The following is a 16,637-nucleotide window of genomic DNA, read 5'->3' as shown; positions in this document are numbered from 1 at the left end:
TATAGTATCATCCACGAAGTTTTTGATGTGTTGGCTCCGTTTTCATATTTTCCATCCATACTAAAAATATTAATAACAGTAAATTTATAGGTTACTTAATTTAATCTCATCAGCGTCAAACTTATACAGCGAGTTTATGATATAATCTATTTCATTTTTAATTTCCTTGCATTGCCTATGTAAAATCTCTTTTTTACTTGGAACATTAGTTACCAATAGTTTTTCATTTAACTCAATCAAATGTGTAACCAATTCTACAATTCTGTTATGTGCTTCTACATCTGAGCTATTTTCAAAATAAATAGTTCTGAAAGGCAGTTTTTTAATGAATTGCTTTCCATGTGAAATATACCCACTTTTAAAAGGGCTTCCTCTAGATTGAACAATTGACTCAATAATAGGATGACAGAGTATAGCCTGGATATAAAAGATAGATTCTTTTGTCTCGTTTTTTGGCTGTAAAGCATAATAAGGACCATTACCTCCACCTGTGAACACTATATTATTTTCATCATATGCATAACGTGGCTTAAGGGAAAGAGTTGGCCAAATGATTTTTGGATTCTCATTGAATTTTGTAAGACTCTGTGATCGACCAAAAAGATAAAACCAATCTTCTTTAGATTTGCTTGCTGGAAGGTTAATGCTCCTTGAAAGTAGATCTTGCTTGTAATTGGATAAATAGTCCCAACATTTGGGAAATAGACTCATCATTTCTTCATGGGAATAAGGAATAGCTTTGTTATCAATTATTTTGTATGGATAAATAATGTAAGAATTTGGCTTAATACGACTTAATGGAACAATTTTTTCCTCGTCATAAATACAGGGTCTAAGTATTGACTTTTCAATTTCTTGTATAGATCCAGAAGAATCTAAAAATCTAACAAAATAATTATCTTCACTGACAGGTTTGAAAATATAGATCTTATCTTTACTTGTTTGTACCCCCACAAAAATTTCTGTAATGTCTTCTAGTTTTACGGGGTTTTCACTATTTATTCGCTTGAATAATTTGTCTAATTTTGGATGTAGGAATATCCAAGGGGTTTCATTTATATAATTTGACTTATATTTTTCAATTTGAACGTTTTTCCCATTTCGCCAATCGTCTATATTTGAGACAAAATTTACTTTAAATTCATCTAATTCCTTTGATTGTAGAACTAGTATACAAGTGTAGGTGGTTTTTGTTCCAAACACTTGTTCAACTCCAAAATGTACAATTTCAGAGAGATTTTTATTTGATGAGATTAATCTTCTTAATTCTTGTCCGGATTTAATTTTAAAAAATTTATGCGGAACTATATATCCCAAAATCCCTTCTGAGTTTAAGAGATATTTCGCACGTTCAATGAAAAGATAGTATTTATCAATATTATCTTTGTTTGCAGTGACAAAAGGAGAGTATTTACTTTTATAATATTCAACTTCCTTTGGGGAATATTTTACAATATTTTGAATGCGAACATATGGGGGGTTTCCAATAATGACATCAAAACCTCCTTTCTCGATAACATCTTTAAATTCGTTGTTCCAATCAAAGGGGTTGACCCTATAATAAATATTCTCCTGGACTTTTGCTTTAGGCTCGAAGTAAAAGTAATTACTATCAACTAAGCTATTTCCACAAATTATATTTTTGCTTAACTTTGGTAATACACCAGTTCTAGATCTAGTAGAGAGTGTTGCAACAACACTTGAGTTAACGTTTTCTAATGTTTTTAGTAATAGACCAAATTTGGTAACCTCTACTGCTTGAGAGTCTATATCTACACCGAAAATATTGTTTAATAATATTTTACATTTTTCTTCAAGTCTCAAATAGAAAGTTCCTGTAGTATGTTCAAAAAGTTCATTTGTATGTTTCTCAACTCCATCTTGAATATACCACTCAAGGTAATAGTTGAGAAGATATTCGTAAGTTGCGAGTAAAAAAGAACCAGACCCACATGATATATCTGCAATTTTAAGTTGAGACAACTCTATTGGGTTTTTGCCTTCACATTTTGGTTTTACCGTACGCTCAATTATTGCATCAACGATATATTTAGGAGTTGGAACAATGCCTCTAGATTCAATAACTTCTGGTTTTTCAACTATTTCAATAGATGACTTGTTAACAATATGAGCCTCTTTTGCGAGAAACATCTCATAAATTTCACCTAAAATTCTTGCATCAACTACACTAAATGAATATGGACTATTTGGATAATATAATTCTTTGAATATATTAACTAAAATTTCATCATTAATTACAAATTTAAGTGAAAATTCATCGTCAATAAAATCAAAAATTCCAGAATTGTACTTTATATCAGCTTTCAAAAATAGTTTTTTAAGCTCTGAGTAGCTAACTATATTTTTTAAATTTTCATATTTCTCCAAATTTCTATCTTCGCATATTCTCAAAAATATAATTCTATTTATTAGTTTTTGGACCAGATAATTTAATTCTTCCTGTAATAGTGATGGGCTATTTAATATAAGATCTTCAGATAATATTAATCTCCATTTTTCAATTTGATTCAAAAAGTATTCATCAAACGGAATCTTTCGAGCTGATTCTTTAATGCTAGGGATTATTTTCTTCAATCTATCAGAATAAATTGATTCCTTTGATATTAAACCATAAATCTCATCAAATTTTTCTATATATTCTGAGTAATCATAAACGCGCCACTGTGCAAAAAGTGCATCATCACTCTCACTTGGACAATATATCTACAATCATATATAATTAATTTCTCAAAGTTACACAAGATTGAAATTGGCAGTTTTGCAGTCCATCCATATCTGCGGATTTGCAATGCCGAGTCTTTGTGCGTTTCTATCGGAACTGTGAGTTTCTTAGCCTCTAAAAAAAGCTTTCTTTCACCTTGACAGCATAAAGTATAATCCGGATATTTCCATGAATGGTCACCTTCATCACTGGCTAAACGATCTTCAACAAAAACCTCACGTAAATGTTGAGGTTTTCCTTCTTTATTTAATACATCCCAACCCAATGAAATAAGTAGTCCATTAATAAAGTCAATTCTCAATTGAGCTTCAGAATAATTTTTATTTTTGTACTCATGATAATTCTTGCCAAATTTTTCAACAAGCGTTTTTATTTTTTTGCGTCCTTCCTCTATCATTTTATCAATAAAGATATTAAGTAACCATTAATTAAACTTTCTTAATAATTATTTATTTTAATCTATGTCTAAAGCAACTCTTAAGATCTATACCCAAAAACTTCTCTAAGAGCCCTAGAATTAGCCGACTTTCTTAACTTTTTGCCTCAAGTACGACAATTATTGAGAATTAATCATAGTTGGGAGGCTCATTATACAATTTTTCTATTTTCATTATGTTAGACCTATAAAAATATAAAGAAGATAATTAGAACAAGTATATAAGTGATTGTCCGAAGAAAAAAGAACTAATCGAGAACCTTCTATTCAGCAAAAAATTGATTTAACCTGTCAACCACTCTGTAAAAACGAAAATAGTAGGTTATATCATACCTTACAATCCGGTTAAAGGAAGTCCATTACGTGTAATCACATCCATTAACAGATGAGAAACAGATCCACATCCTATAAAGAAATAACAAGTCAATATCGGATTATCAAAATTACCAGATATTAGTTCTTTATAAGTCATAATTAAAAATACAAATATTATTATCAAAAAGATTGAATGGAAGAACTTTCGATGGAACTTATTTCTCGAAGGTTCAATCACATCAGGTAATATTGATCCAATGATTGTTAATGAGCTCATCCCAAAACTCAAAATTTCATCTCTGAATTTCAAATTTGAAGTTGTCAGTCGAGTGTCTCACAACAAAAAATAGTTCCAAAACTCCTATTGATTTAAGAATTAAATTGGTTTTGGGATACGCTCAATAATAAATGATGTTTCCCTGTTTCCTATGAATTAATATATTGTATAAATATATTAATTTAATATTATTTTTGTATATATAATTCTGTTAAGTCTTATGTTGATAATATATTACCCTGCTCAGGAGAGAAGGGTGAGTACAATTGTCTGGACTTATCAAACATGGATCAATATGAATGAGATACACCATAAGAAAATAAAAACATGCATCAATATGAATGTGACAAATCATAAGAAAATAAAAACATGCATCAATATGAATGTGAAAAATCATAAAAAATATAATTAAATTAGGGCATTAATGGGCATTGATGGGGAAAACTGTTGAATCATAAGGGGGGTATGAGTAATTCTGATTTTATCAGACCTTTTGATGATGAAGACTGTGAGCCGGAAGCAGATATACGGAGATACATTAGAGACTTCCCGAAGGTGAAATAATGCCGGATGACACCTATACTCCTGCTATTGCTGCTGTAGAAAGATGGCTGGGAAATCCTTTGACCAGGGAGATACTTAAGTTTGTAGCCAAGAATGATGATTGTGGCAACCGGCTTCAGAACTCCATAGAATGTTATCTTGGAATAGAACATGATCTCTGCTTAAAATGCAGGACTGCAAGCTGGATGCTCAGTCAAGCCATGCACCGGAGCAGTAAACTTTTTGATATCAATGAATCGGATATCAAAGCCGGACTTTCAGATCGCAACTTCCAGAAGGGGCTGTCAAACGTATTCAGGGGTATTGCCAGGTATGGGATTACCAGGCCCCAGGCATTGAACGCTCCGTTCCTTGTAGTCTGGAACTTTACTCACATGTGCAACCTGAAGTGCAAGCACTGTTATCAGGATGCTCAGAATGCACTTCCCAATGAACTTACCACCGAGGAATCAAAAAAACTCATCGAGGAGCTCTCTGATGCTGGCGTGGCACTGATCGCTTTCTCAGGTGGAGAGCCACTGATGAGGAAGGATTTCTTCGAAGTCGTCGCTCATGCCCACAAACATGATCTGTATGTATCTCTGGCATCAAATGGAACACTGATTACCCCCGATGTGGCTCGGGGTCTCATGAATGCCGGTATCGACTACGTAGAGGTTTCCATTGACGGCAAAAACGCAGCTAAGCACGATGCCATGCGTGGGATTCCAGGGGCCTTCGATAGGAGTGTAGCCGGAATACGGAATGCCATCGATGCCGGAGTTTATACCTGCATTGCAACTACGGTGACCCGAGATAATATTGATCAGATACCTGACATTCGAGAGCTCGGAAAAGAACTCGGAGCAGGACGAATCATATACTTCAACTTTATTCCTACCGGCCGTGGTGCGGACATGATGGAAAAAGATATTACCCCCAGGCAGCGGGAAGAGCTTCTGAAATATATTCTGAAAAATGCTAAAAATGACGAAGGACCTCCGGAACTCTCAACCGCCCCTCAGATAGCAAGAGTGGCAGTCGAAAACGAGGCGAATCAAGGTATTCCTGTCGGGCACGTCCATATGGGGGAAGAATTAAAAGGTAAAACCAGGATGCTTGCCGACTTTATCGGGGGATGCGGGGCAGGGCGCCTCTATTGCGGAATCGAGCCGACAGGAATAGTCCAGCCCTGTGTTTTCATGCCAATTCAACTTGGCAATATCCGCGATCGGCCATTTCTTGAAATCTGGCATAATTCCCCTGTACTAAAACAACTCAGGGACCGGGAGCACCTGACCGGCAGCTGTGGAAGTTGCAAGAACAAATATATCTGTGGAGGTTGCAGGGCACGTGCATGGGCTTATTATGGGGATCTCAATGCTCCTGACCCCGGCTGTATAAATAACCAGGCATTCTGGGATCGCTTAGGCATCAAGCCGGAGTCTGTAAGAAAATAGACCTCATTCCTTCCTATTGGTAAGGGAACAGTCGTTCACCTACTGGCCAGGGAACCAATCGTTCATATTGATTGTATCTATAGTCTCCTGTCAATTTTAATACTAATAAAGGCGAATTCTTTTTAAAAGTAGACAATTTGCACGAATATTTAATACTTATTATAACTATTATTCAGAGAGCTGAAAAGAGAAAGCGGCTAAACAGAGTTAATAACGACAGAAAAACGAAAATTGGTAAGGAATCTCTGTTTTGCTGTAATCATTGTAGAAATTGCTCAAACAAAGTTTTGTATTAGAGTCTTTATTAGTGACTTGAACTTATTCGAACCAAAATTAAAAAATAAACAATATTCGGGGGTAAAATATTTGGAGTACACACTTCGAGTAGGAGGAGAGGCCGGACAGGGGCTGCAGACCATAGGTGGAGCTCTTGCACAGGTCTTTTCTAAGATAGGATTTCACGTATTTACTCACCAGGATTATATGTCCAGGGTACGTGGTGGGCACAATTTTTATCAAATTCGCTTTTCTGAAAAGGAGATCTCTGCCTCAAGAGATATGGTCGATATCCTCCTGGCTCTTGACCTGGACACTATAGAAATTCATAGAAAAAGCGTACGGGATGAAGGATTTATTCTTTATGATTCCGAAATTACCAAAAAGAAATTTGAAGAACCTGAGTTCATAGATATCCCGTTCAAAAAAATAGCCCTTGATGTAGGAAAAAAAAGTGTAATGGCAAATACTGTAGCTACCGGAGCAGCACTTGGAATTCTTGATCTTGGGCTTGAAACCTTCAGGAATGTTCTAAAAAAAGCCTTCGAGAAAAAAGGGGACGAGGTAATTCAGGGAAATATAGCCTGTGCAGAAGCGGGATATAATTATGCTCGTAAAAATTGTCCCCGCTGTGAAGCTCCCGAAATCCGTGAACCTGAAAACAGGGGACTCATGCTTATTGACGGGGTTAATGCAATCGGAATGGGAGCCCTTATGTCAGGCTGTAAGTTTTATTCCGGTTACCCTATGACGCCTTCAACAGGGATTCTAAACTATATGGCTTCCAGAGCAGAAGAGTACAACTTGGTCGTTGAACAGGTTGAAGACGAGATTTCAGCTATTAATATGGCTATAGGGGCTTCTTTTGCAGGCGTAAGAGCAATGACCGGAACGTCGGGTGGAGGATTTGCCCTGATGGTAGAAGGCCTTTCTCTTGCAGGAATGACCGAAACTCCTATCGTTATTGCCGAAATGCAGCGTCCAGGGCCTGCAACAGGTTTACCTACACGAACGGAACAGGCAGACTTGCTTTTTGTCCTTTACGCAGCACATGGAGAGTTTCCAAGAGTGATTTTTGAGCCTGGAGACCCAAAACAGGCTTTTTACCTTACTAACAAGGCTTTTGAACTTGCGGAAAAGTACCAGATCCCTGTGTTCATCCAGTCAGACCAGTATCTTGGGGATACCGAGTGGACGTATGAAAAATTCGACCTTGAAAATATAATTTACAATGATTATAGGCTGAGAGAAAAAGACCTTGAAGGCGTTGAGGTTTATAAACGTTTTAAATATTCCAGTACAGGAATTTCTCTTCTTGCGGTCCCCGGAGAAGCCGGAAAACACCTCGTTGTAGTGGATAGCGATGAACATGACGAGGAGGGACACATCATAGAAGATTCCGAGACCCGGATCAAAATGGTTCAGAAAAGGATGTTGAAGAAACTTCCTCTTATAAAGAAAGAGATTGACCCTCCACTTCTTTATGGCGATTCTTCTCCGAAAATTGTGCTTGTAGGGCGTGGCTCTACTTATGGTGTGATAAAAGAGGTGGTCGATACTATTTCTAAGGATCACAAGGTTGCGATGATGCACTTTAGCCAGGTCTATCCTCTTCCGGAACGAGATAAGTTTGATTATATTGAACTTCTTGAGAATGCTGATCTTACCATTTGTATAGAAAACACTGCTACCGGACAGTTTGCAAAACTAATGAGAGCAGAAACAGGGTTTGAATTTACCCATCAGATTCTCAGGTATGATGGGAGGCCTTTTACAATTGAAAATCTGAAGGAGGAATTGCATGCCTACATCTGAAGATTATAAGGGTCAGGTTCCTGCCTGGTGTCCGGGGTGCGGAAATTTCAATATCCTTTCGACTGTCAAGCAGGCGCTTGTAGAGCTTGGAATTGAGCCCTGGGAAGTGCTTATGGTTTCGGGGATAGGGCAATCTGGAAAACTGCCCCACTATATGAAATGCCATACGTTTAATGGGCTGCATGGAAGGACACTGCCCGTAGCTACGGCTGCAAAACTTGCCAACCACTCTTTGCATGTAATAGCAGTTGCAGGGGATGGGGACTGTTATGGAGAAGGCGGAAATCATTTCCTTCATGCAATTCGCCGTAACCCGAATATTACCCTTCTAGTGCACGACAACCAGATTTACGGACTGACAAAAGGACAGGCCTCTCCTACCACGGCTCAGGGAACTCACACCAAAATCCAGCCTTATGGTGTCCTTGAAGAGCCATTGAACCCACTTGCTCTGGCAATTTCTCAGGACTGCAGTTTCGTAGCCAGAGGTTTTGCAGGAGACCAGAGTTATCTGAAAGAGCTTCTGAAGGCTGCCATATCACACAAAGGTTTTTCCCTTCTTGATATCCTTCAGCCCTGCGTTACTTTTAACAAGATAAACACTTTCAGGTGGTACCGAGACAGGGTCTATAAACTCGAAGAAGAATATGACCCATATAACCGCTTAAAAGCGTTTGAAAGGTCTCTGGAATGGGGAGATAGGATTCCTAACGGCATATTCTATAAAAGTGAAAGAGAGACGCTTGAAGAAGGAATACCGACAATTCAGGAAGAGCCTCTTGTCAGGCAAAAGTTCTCTATTGAGGACGTAAAGCACGAAATTGATAAATTTTATTAATCGATCTGCATCCTGTTCAGTACATGTTTAGAATATGAGATATCTTCAAGCTGGTTCCAGTCAGGAATAGTCCAGGAAAAGAATAGCAACAAAGAAAGGACACAAATGCCCAGAGAACCGCTTCTTTTCCTGGAAGCTTGTATTCGAGCATGATCGGGATTAAGACATATGCGCGGTCAGGATTGAGGCATGATCACGGTCAGAATTAAGGCACGAACATGACCGGGACTCAAACATGAAGCATGATCAGGGTTGTGAGACATGAACACTGTTTTCTTAGGGAAAACTGTGTACACCTGACCAAAACATTTGTTCTCTTAGCCGCAGTCTGGTTTGTAAGGAACCGGGTAGAAATAATGGGTTTAGAGCTTGCAGGGGCAGTTTTGACCTCAAATAGTTTTGACCTCAAATAGTTTTGACCTCAAATAGTTTTGACCTCAAATATCTTTTTCACTTTCAGGTAATCATTAAGGCTCGGTAGAATCCCCTATCAATTTTTTAATTAGATCCATGTCTTTAATTACCTTCAGACTTATGAGGCCTCCTAATAAAAGGTTCATATAGTATGTTAGGGCCCTCCATGCGATAATTGTAACTCCAATAATGGATGCATTTATGAAAACCGAAAATATGGAAGCTGCTCCTAATTCAGCAACTCCGCTTGCTCCTGGAGTTGCAGGCACGACCATGACTATTGCCAGGAACACCTGGGCTGCAAAAGCGGTTAATATCGAAGTCGTTTGTGAAAGGCCAGCTAGAATCAGGATCAGCAGGAAAAACTCAACCGTCCAAAAGAGGTAGGTAAAAAACATGCCCCATAACAGTCCTTTTTTCCCTACTGAAATAAAAATCCATATACTTTCATGAAAAAGGTCTACTTCTCGATCTACCTTTTCCATTAAATGGGAAATTGAAGCATCCGTATGTTTCCCTAAAAGAGGCGCAATTCTGCCTGTGATCCTACGTATAATGTTTTTTACTTTCTCGGGTTTCCATAATCCGTAAATAAAAAAACTCAGAGCCATAAGTGCCAGGAGACTAGCTATCAACAATGCTACATTGAATTTAGAGCTTGGAAGCGTATCCTTCATAATATAAAGGGCAAAAGGTAGAGAAGAAAAGACGAGAAAAGCATCAAGCAGACGTTCCCCTACAATTACGGCTGTAGCTTTCCCTAGAGGAATCTTGTTCAGATGTAGCATACTCAACCTGACAGGCTCTCCACCTGCAGAAGAAGGAGTAACTCCAGCTACAAAAACACCTGAGAGAATTATCTCTACTATTTTAAGATAATTTACTTTGTAGCCCAGTGCATTGCACATCGCTCGAGTCCGAGCTCCCCAGATAAAGAATGAAAAAACATGGAAAAGACCGGCTATCAGAATATATTCTATTTTGATCTTTCTCAGAGCTTCAATGGTCTCTGAGTTAAAAGTCAAGCCGTTAACAAGCGTAATTGATGCAACACTGATAAACAGCGATGCGATAAGCCATTTTTTGTACCTGTTCATGATGAATCTTTTCTTATTTTTATCTAATGACCTGGTTAATTTGATATCATTAAACTTTTAAGGCGTCGTTAGAGAAAATTAAAAATGAATTTCAAATGTTCCTGATTAAGATTCTGTGAGAGCATAAGAAAAGTAAAATATGGAATCTGATGTGGTATTTTTCCATATCCTTCGTATTTTAAATAATTATATTATTTATTTTATATTTTTCGGTAAATCCCAATTTTGACTTTCATCCTGGATCTCGCTTTGAAACATATGTCTCAGGAGACTTCATAATTAGTTCCAGAATCAGAATTAACCGAAGTATCTTTTACGCTTGGGTTCTCATCTATAATTAACTCTTATCAAATATTTACTTTACTAACTTTTAACAACTGACTAAAAATTGACTAAAAACTGAATAGAAACTGAACATAACCTGCGAGAAAAAAATGAGATTTCAAGAACTATGATGTAGGAATTGTCAGAAATAAAATGGTAAGAAAACTTATCACCCAAACTACTCTTATTACACTATATGGGTGGCGGGGATAATTTCAATAAGTTTACAATACTAGTTACTATATTTGTTATTGCCGTTGCAATATATATAACGAAATCCTTTTTCTCCGTGATACTTTTTAGTTTTTTTATTGCATACCTTCTTGTCCCTTTATATTCCTATTTGGAGTCCCGAATAAAGTACAGAAGGATAGCAGCTGCAGCTTCAGTTCTTTTAGCGTTAACTATTTTTATCCTGATTGGTATAAGAATAATTTACGTTGTTGTCAATGAAGTTTTAACTCTTTTGAACTCGCCTGAAAATCTGCAGCAACTCACAAAAAACATAACAAGCAGAGTAATAAAAATTATAGAAGTAAACGTGCATTTTAATTCTTCTGAGGTAACAAATCAGGTTGATCAGTTTATTTTAAGTTTAACAGATACATACTTTCCACCAACAAAATCTTTAGTGATTTTTTTAACAGCTACATTACCATTTGATATAGTAGCCATTATAGTAGCACTCATCTTTTCTTATTATTTCTTACTGACCGGAAATAAGTCAATCGATCAGCTTTTAAACTTTGTACCTGACAAAAACGAAAAAGAAATTAAATTATTCTTAAAAGAGCTGGATGTGATCTATTCCGGCCTGTTCAGACAGCATTTTGTCACAAGCGCGATAATAGGAGTTATTGCCCTGATTGGCCTATACCTGCTTGATGTATCTTATCCGGGTGTTCTTGCTTCACTTATATTTCTTCTATCAATGTATCCTCTTGTAGGGCTACCGGGAATTTACTTGCCCCTGACAGCATATTATATTCTACTTCAGGACTACAATAAAGCTTTACAAATACTGATATTCAGTCTTGCTCTAAATACACTGCAGGACTATTACTTAAGGCCTAAATTGATTCAGGAAAAAGGTTCCGTGCACCCAGTAATTACAATTATCGCATTTGGAGCCCCTCTTCTTGTAATTGGAATTACCGGGCTGGTAATCGGCCCTGCAGTATACGGTTTTTTACTCGCACTTTACAGGACAAAGTTAAAACTTAAGGAAGAAGAGAAAGTGAAGGAGGAATAAGTGACGGGAGTGAAAATTGGAACAGGAGCAAACGATAGCTATACTTCTAGTTAGAGCCTATCAGAAAAGTTAATAATGATATTTTGTAAAATTGCAGTCGGTCACCGGTCACAACTCTTTCCAGATCGGTTCTAATGAACTACGAATGAAAATTCAACAGTGGCTTGCAACTTTGAGATAATAGACCACAATTGTTCTTTAATAATTAAGGAAGTCAAAGCCTACGGTCAAAACTTTCTCATTCTTTTCAAGTTCATTTTTTATTCTGACTGCATCTTTCTCTGGAATCCAATACTTTGATTCATCTCTAAGATAGATATAGCAAAGAATGGACTTTTTTAATTGAAGATTATTTTTTTCAAGTGTTGTAAGTAATTTGTTATCAGGAATAAATTTTTCAGGTAACATAATTATGGTATAATTTCCTTTTTTGATTTCGTCATGATAAGTAAAATTTTCATCTTTCCTCAATTCATTCATTATATCCATTCTTTTATCTTGATCTACGGTTATGTAATCCCTTTTTAACATATAGTCGGAATCGTAATCTATAGTATAGTTCACAGTCATGTTGCAATTTTCAAGGATGGTTTCAACTTCCGACTCAGTAGTTCCATTTTCAAATTGGATATATAAACCACCCGCTTTAGGGGTTTGAGTTTCTTTTATCATATCAATTGAAGTTTTTATAGTTAGTCCCAATAGTACTACAAGAGTCAGAAAAAAGATAAAAACAGCAGCATTTTCCTTTTTAATTTTACTCAATCCTACCACCGTAAAAAGATGAGATTTTTTAGTTTATCACATATTAAAAATTTATTATATCTTAACGATTATAGAAGGTATATAATATCAAGTATCCGTTCCGATTTTAGATATTGCCAGTTGTAAATATTGTAAGTCACAACACTCTTTGGATAGACTCTTATTTTTAGACGGAAGTTCGCCATCTGCAGAGCAAGCAGATGAGTTTGACAAACTTCTGCACCACAATAGTTTAACTTCACTATAATATTTTAACTATTGCTTCAAAGGGTTGTACATGGCACCTATCAAAATTCATTGCAATTTATTTTTTATGAAAACACTTGTTTAAATCGTCGAAAAGATTCGATCAAACTTGAAGAATTTCAATTTTATGAAAGTGACTCGAAAGTAGTAATATATATTTATGTCGAAGAAAAATAGCAGATATAATTATAAAAATCGAGTATAAAAATCAAAGCAAAATGGGGAGAGTGTAAATGAACGATATGAGTTCTACCTTATCTACTGAAACAGACGTAGTTTGCAAAATGCAGGTCGATAAAGGAAAAGCAAAATTCACGAGTGAATATAAGGGAAAAGAGTACTATTTCTGCTCCCTTTCCTGTAAAGAAGCGTTTGATAAGAACCCGGAAAAGTACCTAAGTTTCTATGGCTCGGGGAAGTGAAACAAATGAAAATAGTTGTTTCAGATTCCATATTCCTGCCAGAGGAATATAGAAAAAAGCTTGATGCTCTTGGAGACCTTAAAGTCTTTGAAAGCATGCCTTCTTCAATTGAAGAATTTATCTCAAGGGTAAGGGATGCAGATATAGTTCTTGTAGGTAGATATGGCTTTTCGGGAAAAGCGTTCAATGCCTCCCGAAATTTGCAGATGCTTTCCGTATGGCAAACCGGCTATGATCATATAGATCTCAAAGCTGCAACTGAAAAAGGTGTAATTGTGTCCAATGTCCCTGACTACGCGTTTGATTCGGTTGCTGAAATGGTTTTTGCCCTGGCCCTAAATCTCCTGAGAAAAGTGCATGTCGCAGACATCAGGCTTCGAGAAGGGAATTTTGACTGGCGACACTATTTTGGGAGTCAGATCATGGGAAAAACAATGGGGGTAATAGGTACCGGTAGTATAGGATCAAGAGTTATCCAGATAGCGCACGGTTTTAACATGAACGTTATTTCGGTTACAGGTCATCCGAGTGAAGAAAAAGCAAGAAGCCTTGGAGTAAAATTTGTCGACCTGGATACTCTGCTTGCAGAGGCTGATATTGTTACACTTCATGTGCCTCTAACTCCTTCCACGGAAAAAATGATAGGAGCAAAAGAACTTGCAAAAATGAAAAAAAGTGCAATCCTGATAAATACTGCCAGAGGGAAGGTGGTTGATGAAGCTGCTCTCATAGAAGCCCTCAAAGAGAAAAAAATCCGTGGAGCCGGTCTTGATGTTTTTGAAAAAGAACCACTGCCGGCAAACGATCCTCTGAAAGCGCTGGAAAATGTCGTACTCACGCCTCACATAGCTTTCCTTACGGAAGAATCTCTCGAGGAATGCACATATGTCTGCGTTCAAAACGTAGAAAGATTTATTGAAGGAAAACCTCAGAACATTGTAAACCCCGAAGTGCTTACAATCCTCAGGTTGCCTTAAAATCTTGAACGTAAATTATAAAAATATAACAGATATTTTAAGCTGACTCATTTGCTATGAGTCATGATTATATTTCACAATTATATTTCACAATTGCATTTCACTATTGCATTTTACGATTCAATCTCACGATTATATTTTATGACTACATTTCACAATTGCATTTCACGATTTCATTTTACGATTTCATTTTACGATTCAATCTCACGATTTCATTTTACGATTCAACTTCAAAATCCAGATTTCTACCTCCTGGGACTCATATCTGTGTTCTGGTCAGATAGTGTTCCGGAACTTTTCAACGACTTTCTTGTTGTATGCGTTCACGATGTCACTCCGAGTGATGATTCCAAGAAGTTTTGTTTTATCTTCTCTGTCAACAACAGGGAGCCTGCCTATTTGCTTTGAGGCAAGGCGTTTGAGGGCAGTATCAAGAGTTTCATCAGGGTAGGCAACTTCAACTTCTCTGGTAGCGATCTCCCCTATTTTTTTGCCAACTTCTCCAGGCTTTACCTTGTTCCGGAGGTCTGAGAGTGTTACAATTCCAGAAAGTTTGCCTTTTGAATCAACGACAGGAAAACCAATGTGACGACTCGCTTTCATGAGAGCTTCGAGGATTTCGACACTTTTATCCTCTGAGACAGTCTGGACACTTGTGATCATTGCAGCTTTTACAGGAATGGAGGTCATGATGTCTATTTCCCTGCCTTTTCGGATTTTGATGCCTCTCCTGCGAAGCCCTTCCGTAAAGATTGATTCCGGGTATAGAGCACTTGACATTACATTGCTGAGAACGCAGGCAAACATGAGAGGGAGGATTAAGTTGTAATCCCTGGTAAGCTCAAAAAGGATCAGAATAGCAGTAAGAGGAGCTCTTGTACTTCCAGCAAAGACTGCGCCCATACCCACAAGGGCATAAGCCCCTGGCCCTGCCGTCATTCCAGGGTATAACATGTCTATAATTGTCCCAAAAGCTCCTCCAAGCATTGTCCCCACAAACAGAGATGGAATAATTGTCCCTCCAAAGCCTCCCGATCCAAGGCTTAGAGAAAAGACGATAATTTTGAGGATAAGCAGGATTAGTAAAAGCTTGAAGGTAAACTGGTTATTCAGGGCATCTGTAATCACACCATAGCCCATACCAAGAACTCGGGGATAGAAAAGACCAATCATGCCTACTACCAGTCCTCCCAGAGCAGGTTTAAAGATGGGATGAACAGGTATTCCCGAAAACAGATCTTTTGTGTAGTAAAGGGTTCGGATCAGTAATGTTGAAACTATGCCCGCAAGGAGCCCAAAAACAAGGTAAAGCCCTAACTCTCGGTATGGACTGACAAGTGCATAGGAAGGGATCTGGAGAAGTTCAATTCCAATAATCGAGTTTGATACAAGTGTTGCGAAAACTGAAGAAATAACTATGGGAATAAAGGTACTTGTTTCAAGTTCTCCGTAAATCACTTCAACGACAAAAACCACACCTGCAAGCGGGGCACTGAATACTGCTGCGATCCCTCCAGCAGCCCCGCAACCTAAAAGAGTCTGGAGCCGTTTTTCTGGACTCTTCATGACTCGCCCCACCAGAGCTCCTGTCCAGGCACCACCTACAATGCCTGGTGCTTCTTTTCCCAGTGAACCTCCTGAGCTGATTGAAATTATTGACGCAAAAACTTCAAGAAGAGAATCGGTAAGGTTAAGCCTTGCCCCACGAATGGCTACTGTCTCAATAAGCCCATCAACCCCATAGCGCCTTTTCATCAGGAAATGCGAGAGCATCCCAACTATCAGCCCTCCCAGAGCAGGCATGAACATTATATAATAGGGTGGAAACTCGTGTACTGAAAATCCGCGTTGCATTCCGAAAAGAGTGCTAAAGTACAGAAGGGCACGGTCATATATGCCTATTACCAGCCCTGTGAGAAGACCAATCAGGATAGCAATCGAGTTAATCTTTGCTGACTCTATATCGAATCTTCGAGTGATATATTTTCTTATATTGGAATAATTGAACAAACTATGGCTTTTAAATTTGGAATTTGTATTAACTTCCAATGTTCGTGCCTCATAGAGCTTTTATGCTTTGAATACTTCTTCAGCAGAAACAAATCCGGTCGTGAAATGATGGGTTATTGAAGCTCTGTGAAGACTTCGGTTAATAATTGAAGCTCTGTGAAGGTTTTGGTTAATGATACACTATTCCACAGATAACAGGGCAACTGTTAAAAATAAAAGATCAGTCTCAACTCTATTTTAAGAGAAAAACTGGATGAATCCAATTTATTTCATCAACCGAGGATTTCATAAAACCCATAGATTTGCGCACTCGAAGGTAAACTAAGTACAATTAATATAATAATTTTAATTTATTCTTTAATGTTTTTATAGTTTAATGTTACTGTTCTTAAGTTCAAATGTATAAGTCTTATCTCAATTAGCTCTA

At 37.4% G+C, this 16,637-nt stretch carries 12 protein-coding genes; 6 read left to right on the top strand and 6 right to left on the bottom strand.

The window, feature by feature from the left end; genetic code table 11:
• Window positions 1–84: 84 nt before the first annotated feature.
• The 3 genes from MSBRW_RS13560 to MSBRW_RS24330 all read right to left on the bottom strand — a co-directional run bounded on the left by MSBRW_RS13560 (window position 85) and on the right by MSBRW_RS24330 (window position 3,771).
• Window positions 85–2,532, bottom strand: coding sequence for an HsdM family class I SAM-dependent methyltransferase (locus MSBRW_RS13560; RefSeq protein ID WP_196298000.1), 2,448 nt, complete (start codon window positions 2,530–2,532; stop codon window positions 85–87).
• 119 nt (window positions 2,533–2,651) lie between these two features.
• Window positions 2,652–3,140 (bottom strand): type I restriction enzyme HsdR N-terminal domain-containing protein, encoded by a 489-nt coding sequence (locus tag MSBRW_RS20395; protein ID WP_011307183.1) that lies wholly within the window; start codon window positions 3,138–3,140, stop codon window positions 2,652–2,654.
• 373 nt (window positions 3,141–3,513) lie between these two features.
• Window positions 3,514–3,771: a metal-dependent hydrolase gene (locus tag MSBRW_RS24330; protein ID WP_394298288.1), complete on the bottom strand. Its 258-nt coding sequence runs from the start codon at window positions 3,769–3,771 to the stop codon at window positions 3,514–3,516.
• Window positions 3,772–4,334: 563 nt separating this feature from the next.
• Between MSBRW_RS24330 and MSBRW_RS13555 the strand changes: the two genes are divergently transcribed.
• The 3 genes from MSBRW_RS13555 to MSBRW_RS13545 all read left to right on the top strand — a co-directional run bounded on the left by MSBRW_RS13555 (window position 4,335) and on the right by MSBRW_RS13545 (window position 8,703).
• Window positions 4,335–5,774 (top strand): radical SAM/SPASM domain-containing protein, encoded by a 1,440-nt coding sequence (locus tag MSBRW_RS13555; RefSeq protein WP_011307185.1) that lies wholly within the window; start codon window positions 4,335–4,337, stop codon window positions 5,772–5,774.
• A 366-nt stretch (window positions 5,775–6,140) separates the two neighbouring features.
• On the top strand, window positions 6,141–7,865 hold the full coding sequence (locus MSBRW_RS13550; protein WP_011307186.1) for a 2-oxoacid:acceptor oxidoreductase subunit alpha: 1,725 nt from the start codon (window positions 6,141–6,143) through the stop codon (window positions 7,863–7,865).
• Complete coding sequence (locus MSBRW_RS13545) at window positions 7,852–8,703, top strand: 2-oxoacid:ferredoxin oxidoreductase subunit beta (protein ID WP_011307187.1); 852 nt, start codon at window positions 7,852–7,854, stop codon at window positions 8,701–8,703. Before MSBRW_RS13550 ends, MSBRW_RS13545 begins: the two co-directional genes overlap by 14 nt.
• Before the next feature lie 467 nt (window positions 8,704–9,170).
• Here MSBRW_RS13545 and MSBRW_RS13540 read toward each other — a convergent pair whose 3' ends face one another.
• Complete coding sequence (locus tag MSBRW_RS13540) at window positions 9,171–10,214, bottom strand: lysylphosphatidylglycerol synthase transmembrane domain-containing protein (protein ID WP_011307188.1); 1,044 nt, start codon at window positions 10,212–10,214, stop codon at window positions 9,171–9,173.
• 520 nt (window positions 10,215–10,734) lie between these two features.
• Between MSBRW_RS13540 and MSBRW_RS13535 the strand changes: the two genes are divergently transcribed.
• Complete coding sequence (locus MSBRW_RS13535) at window positions 10,735–11,790, top strand: AI-2E family transporter (protein WP_011307189.1); 1,056 nt, start codon at window positions 10,735–10,737, stop codon at window positions 11,788–11,790.
• Between the two features lie 198 nt (window positions 11,791–11,988).
• On the opposite strand, the gene MSBRW_RS13530 is transcribed toward MSBRW_RS13535, so the two are convergent.
• Window positions 11,989–12,462: a UPF0228 family protein gene (locus tag MSBRW_RS13530; RefSeq protein WP_085983097.1), complete on the bottom strand. Its 474-nt coding sequence runs from the start codon at window positions 12,460–12,462 to the stop codon at window positions 11,989–11,991.
• Window positions 12,463–13,034: 572 nt separating this feature from the next.
• Between MSBRW_RS13530 and MSBRW_RS13525 the strand changes: the two genes are divergently transcribed.
• Entirely contained in the window at window positions 13,035–13,223 is a 189-nt protein-coding gene (locus MSBRW_RS13525; RefSeq protein WP_011307191.1) for a YHS domain-containing protein, read from the top strand.
• A 5-nt stretch (window positions 13,224–13,228) separates the two neighbouring features.
• The gene (locus MSBRW_RS13520) at window positions 13,229–14,200 is read left to right on the top strand and encodes a 2-hydroxyacid dehydrogenase (protein WP_011307192.1); all 972 of its coding nucleotides are present in this window, start codon (window positions 13,229–13,231) and stop codon (window positions 14,198–14,200) included.
• A gap of 276 nt (window positions 14,201–14,476) precedes the next feature.
• Here the strand turns inward: MSBRW_RS13520 and MSBRW_RS13515 are convergent, their stop codons facing one another.
• Window positions 14,477–16,249 carry a chloride channel protein gene (locus tag MSBRW_RS13515; protein WP_011307193.1) on the bottom strand — a complete coding sequence of 591 codons (1,773 nt, stop codon included), beginning with the start codon at window positions 16,247–16,249 and terminating at the stop codon, window positions 14,477–14,479.
• Window positions 16,250–16,637: the final 388 nt, after the last annotated feature.

Origin of the sequence: Methanosarcina barkeri str. Wiesmoor (genome assembly GCF_000969985.1) — an archaeon.
Lineage (GTDB): Archaea > Halobacteriota > Methanosarcinia > Methanosarcinales > Methanosarcinaceae > Methanosarcina > Methanosarcina barkeri_B.
This window is presented reverse-complemented; position numbering and strand designations above follow the sequence as displayed.

Excerpts from the sequence above, each read along its gene's own strand:
- MSBRW_RS20395 (WP_011307183.1), bottom strand. The coding sequence starts at position 3,140 with ATGATAGAGGAAGGACGCAAAAAAATAAAAACGCTTGTTGAAAAATTT.
- MSBRW_RS24330 (WP_394298288.1), bottom strand. The coding sequence starts at position 3,771 with ATGAGCTCATTAACAATCATTGGATCAATATTACCTGATGTGATTGAA.
- MSBRW_RS13555 (WP_011307185.1), top strand. The coding sequence starts at position 4,335 with ATGCCGGATGACACCTATACTCCTGCTATTGCTGCTGTAGAAAGATGG.
- MSBRW_RS13545 (WP_011307187.1), top strand. The coding sequence starts at position 7,852 with ATGCCTACATCTGAAGATTATAAGGGTCAGGTTCCTGCCTGGTGTCCG.
- MSBRW_RS13540 (WP_011307188.1), bottom strand. The coding sequence starts at position 10,214 with ATGAACAGGTACAAAAAATGGCTTATCGCATCGCTGTTTATCAGTGTT.
- MSBRW_RS13535 (WP_011307189.1), top strand. The coding sequence starts at position 10,735 with ATGGGTGGCGGGGATAATTTCAATAAGTTTACAATACTAGTTACTATA.
- MSBRW_RS13530 (WP_085983097.1), bottom strand. The coding sequence starts at position 12,462 with ATGATAAAAGAAACTCAAACCCCTAAAGCGGGTGGTTTATATATCCAA.
- MSBRW_RS13525 (WP_011307191.1), top strand. The coding sequence starts at position 13,035 with ATGAACGATATGAGTTCTACCTTATCTACTGAAACAGACGTAGTTTGC.
- MSBRW_RS13520 (WP_011307192.1), top strand. The coding sequence starts at position 13,229 with ATGAAAATAGTTGTTTCAGATTCCATATTCCTGCCAGAGGAATATAGA.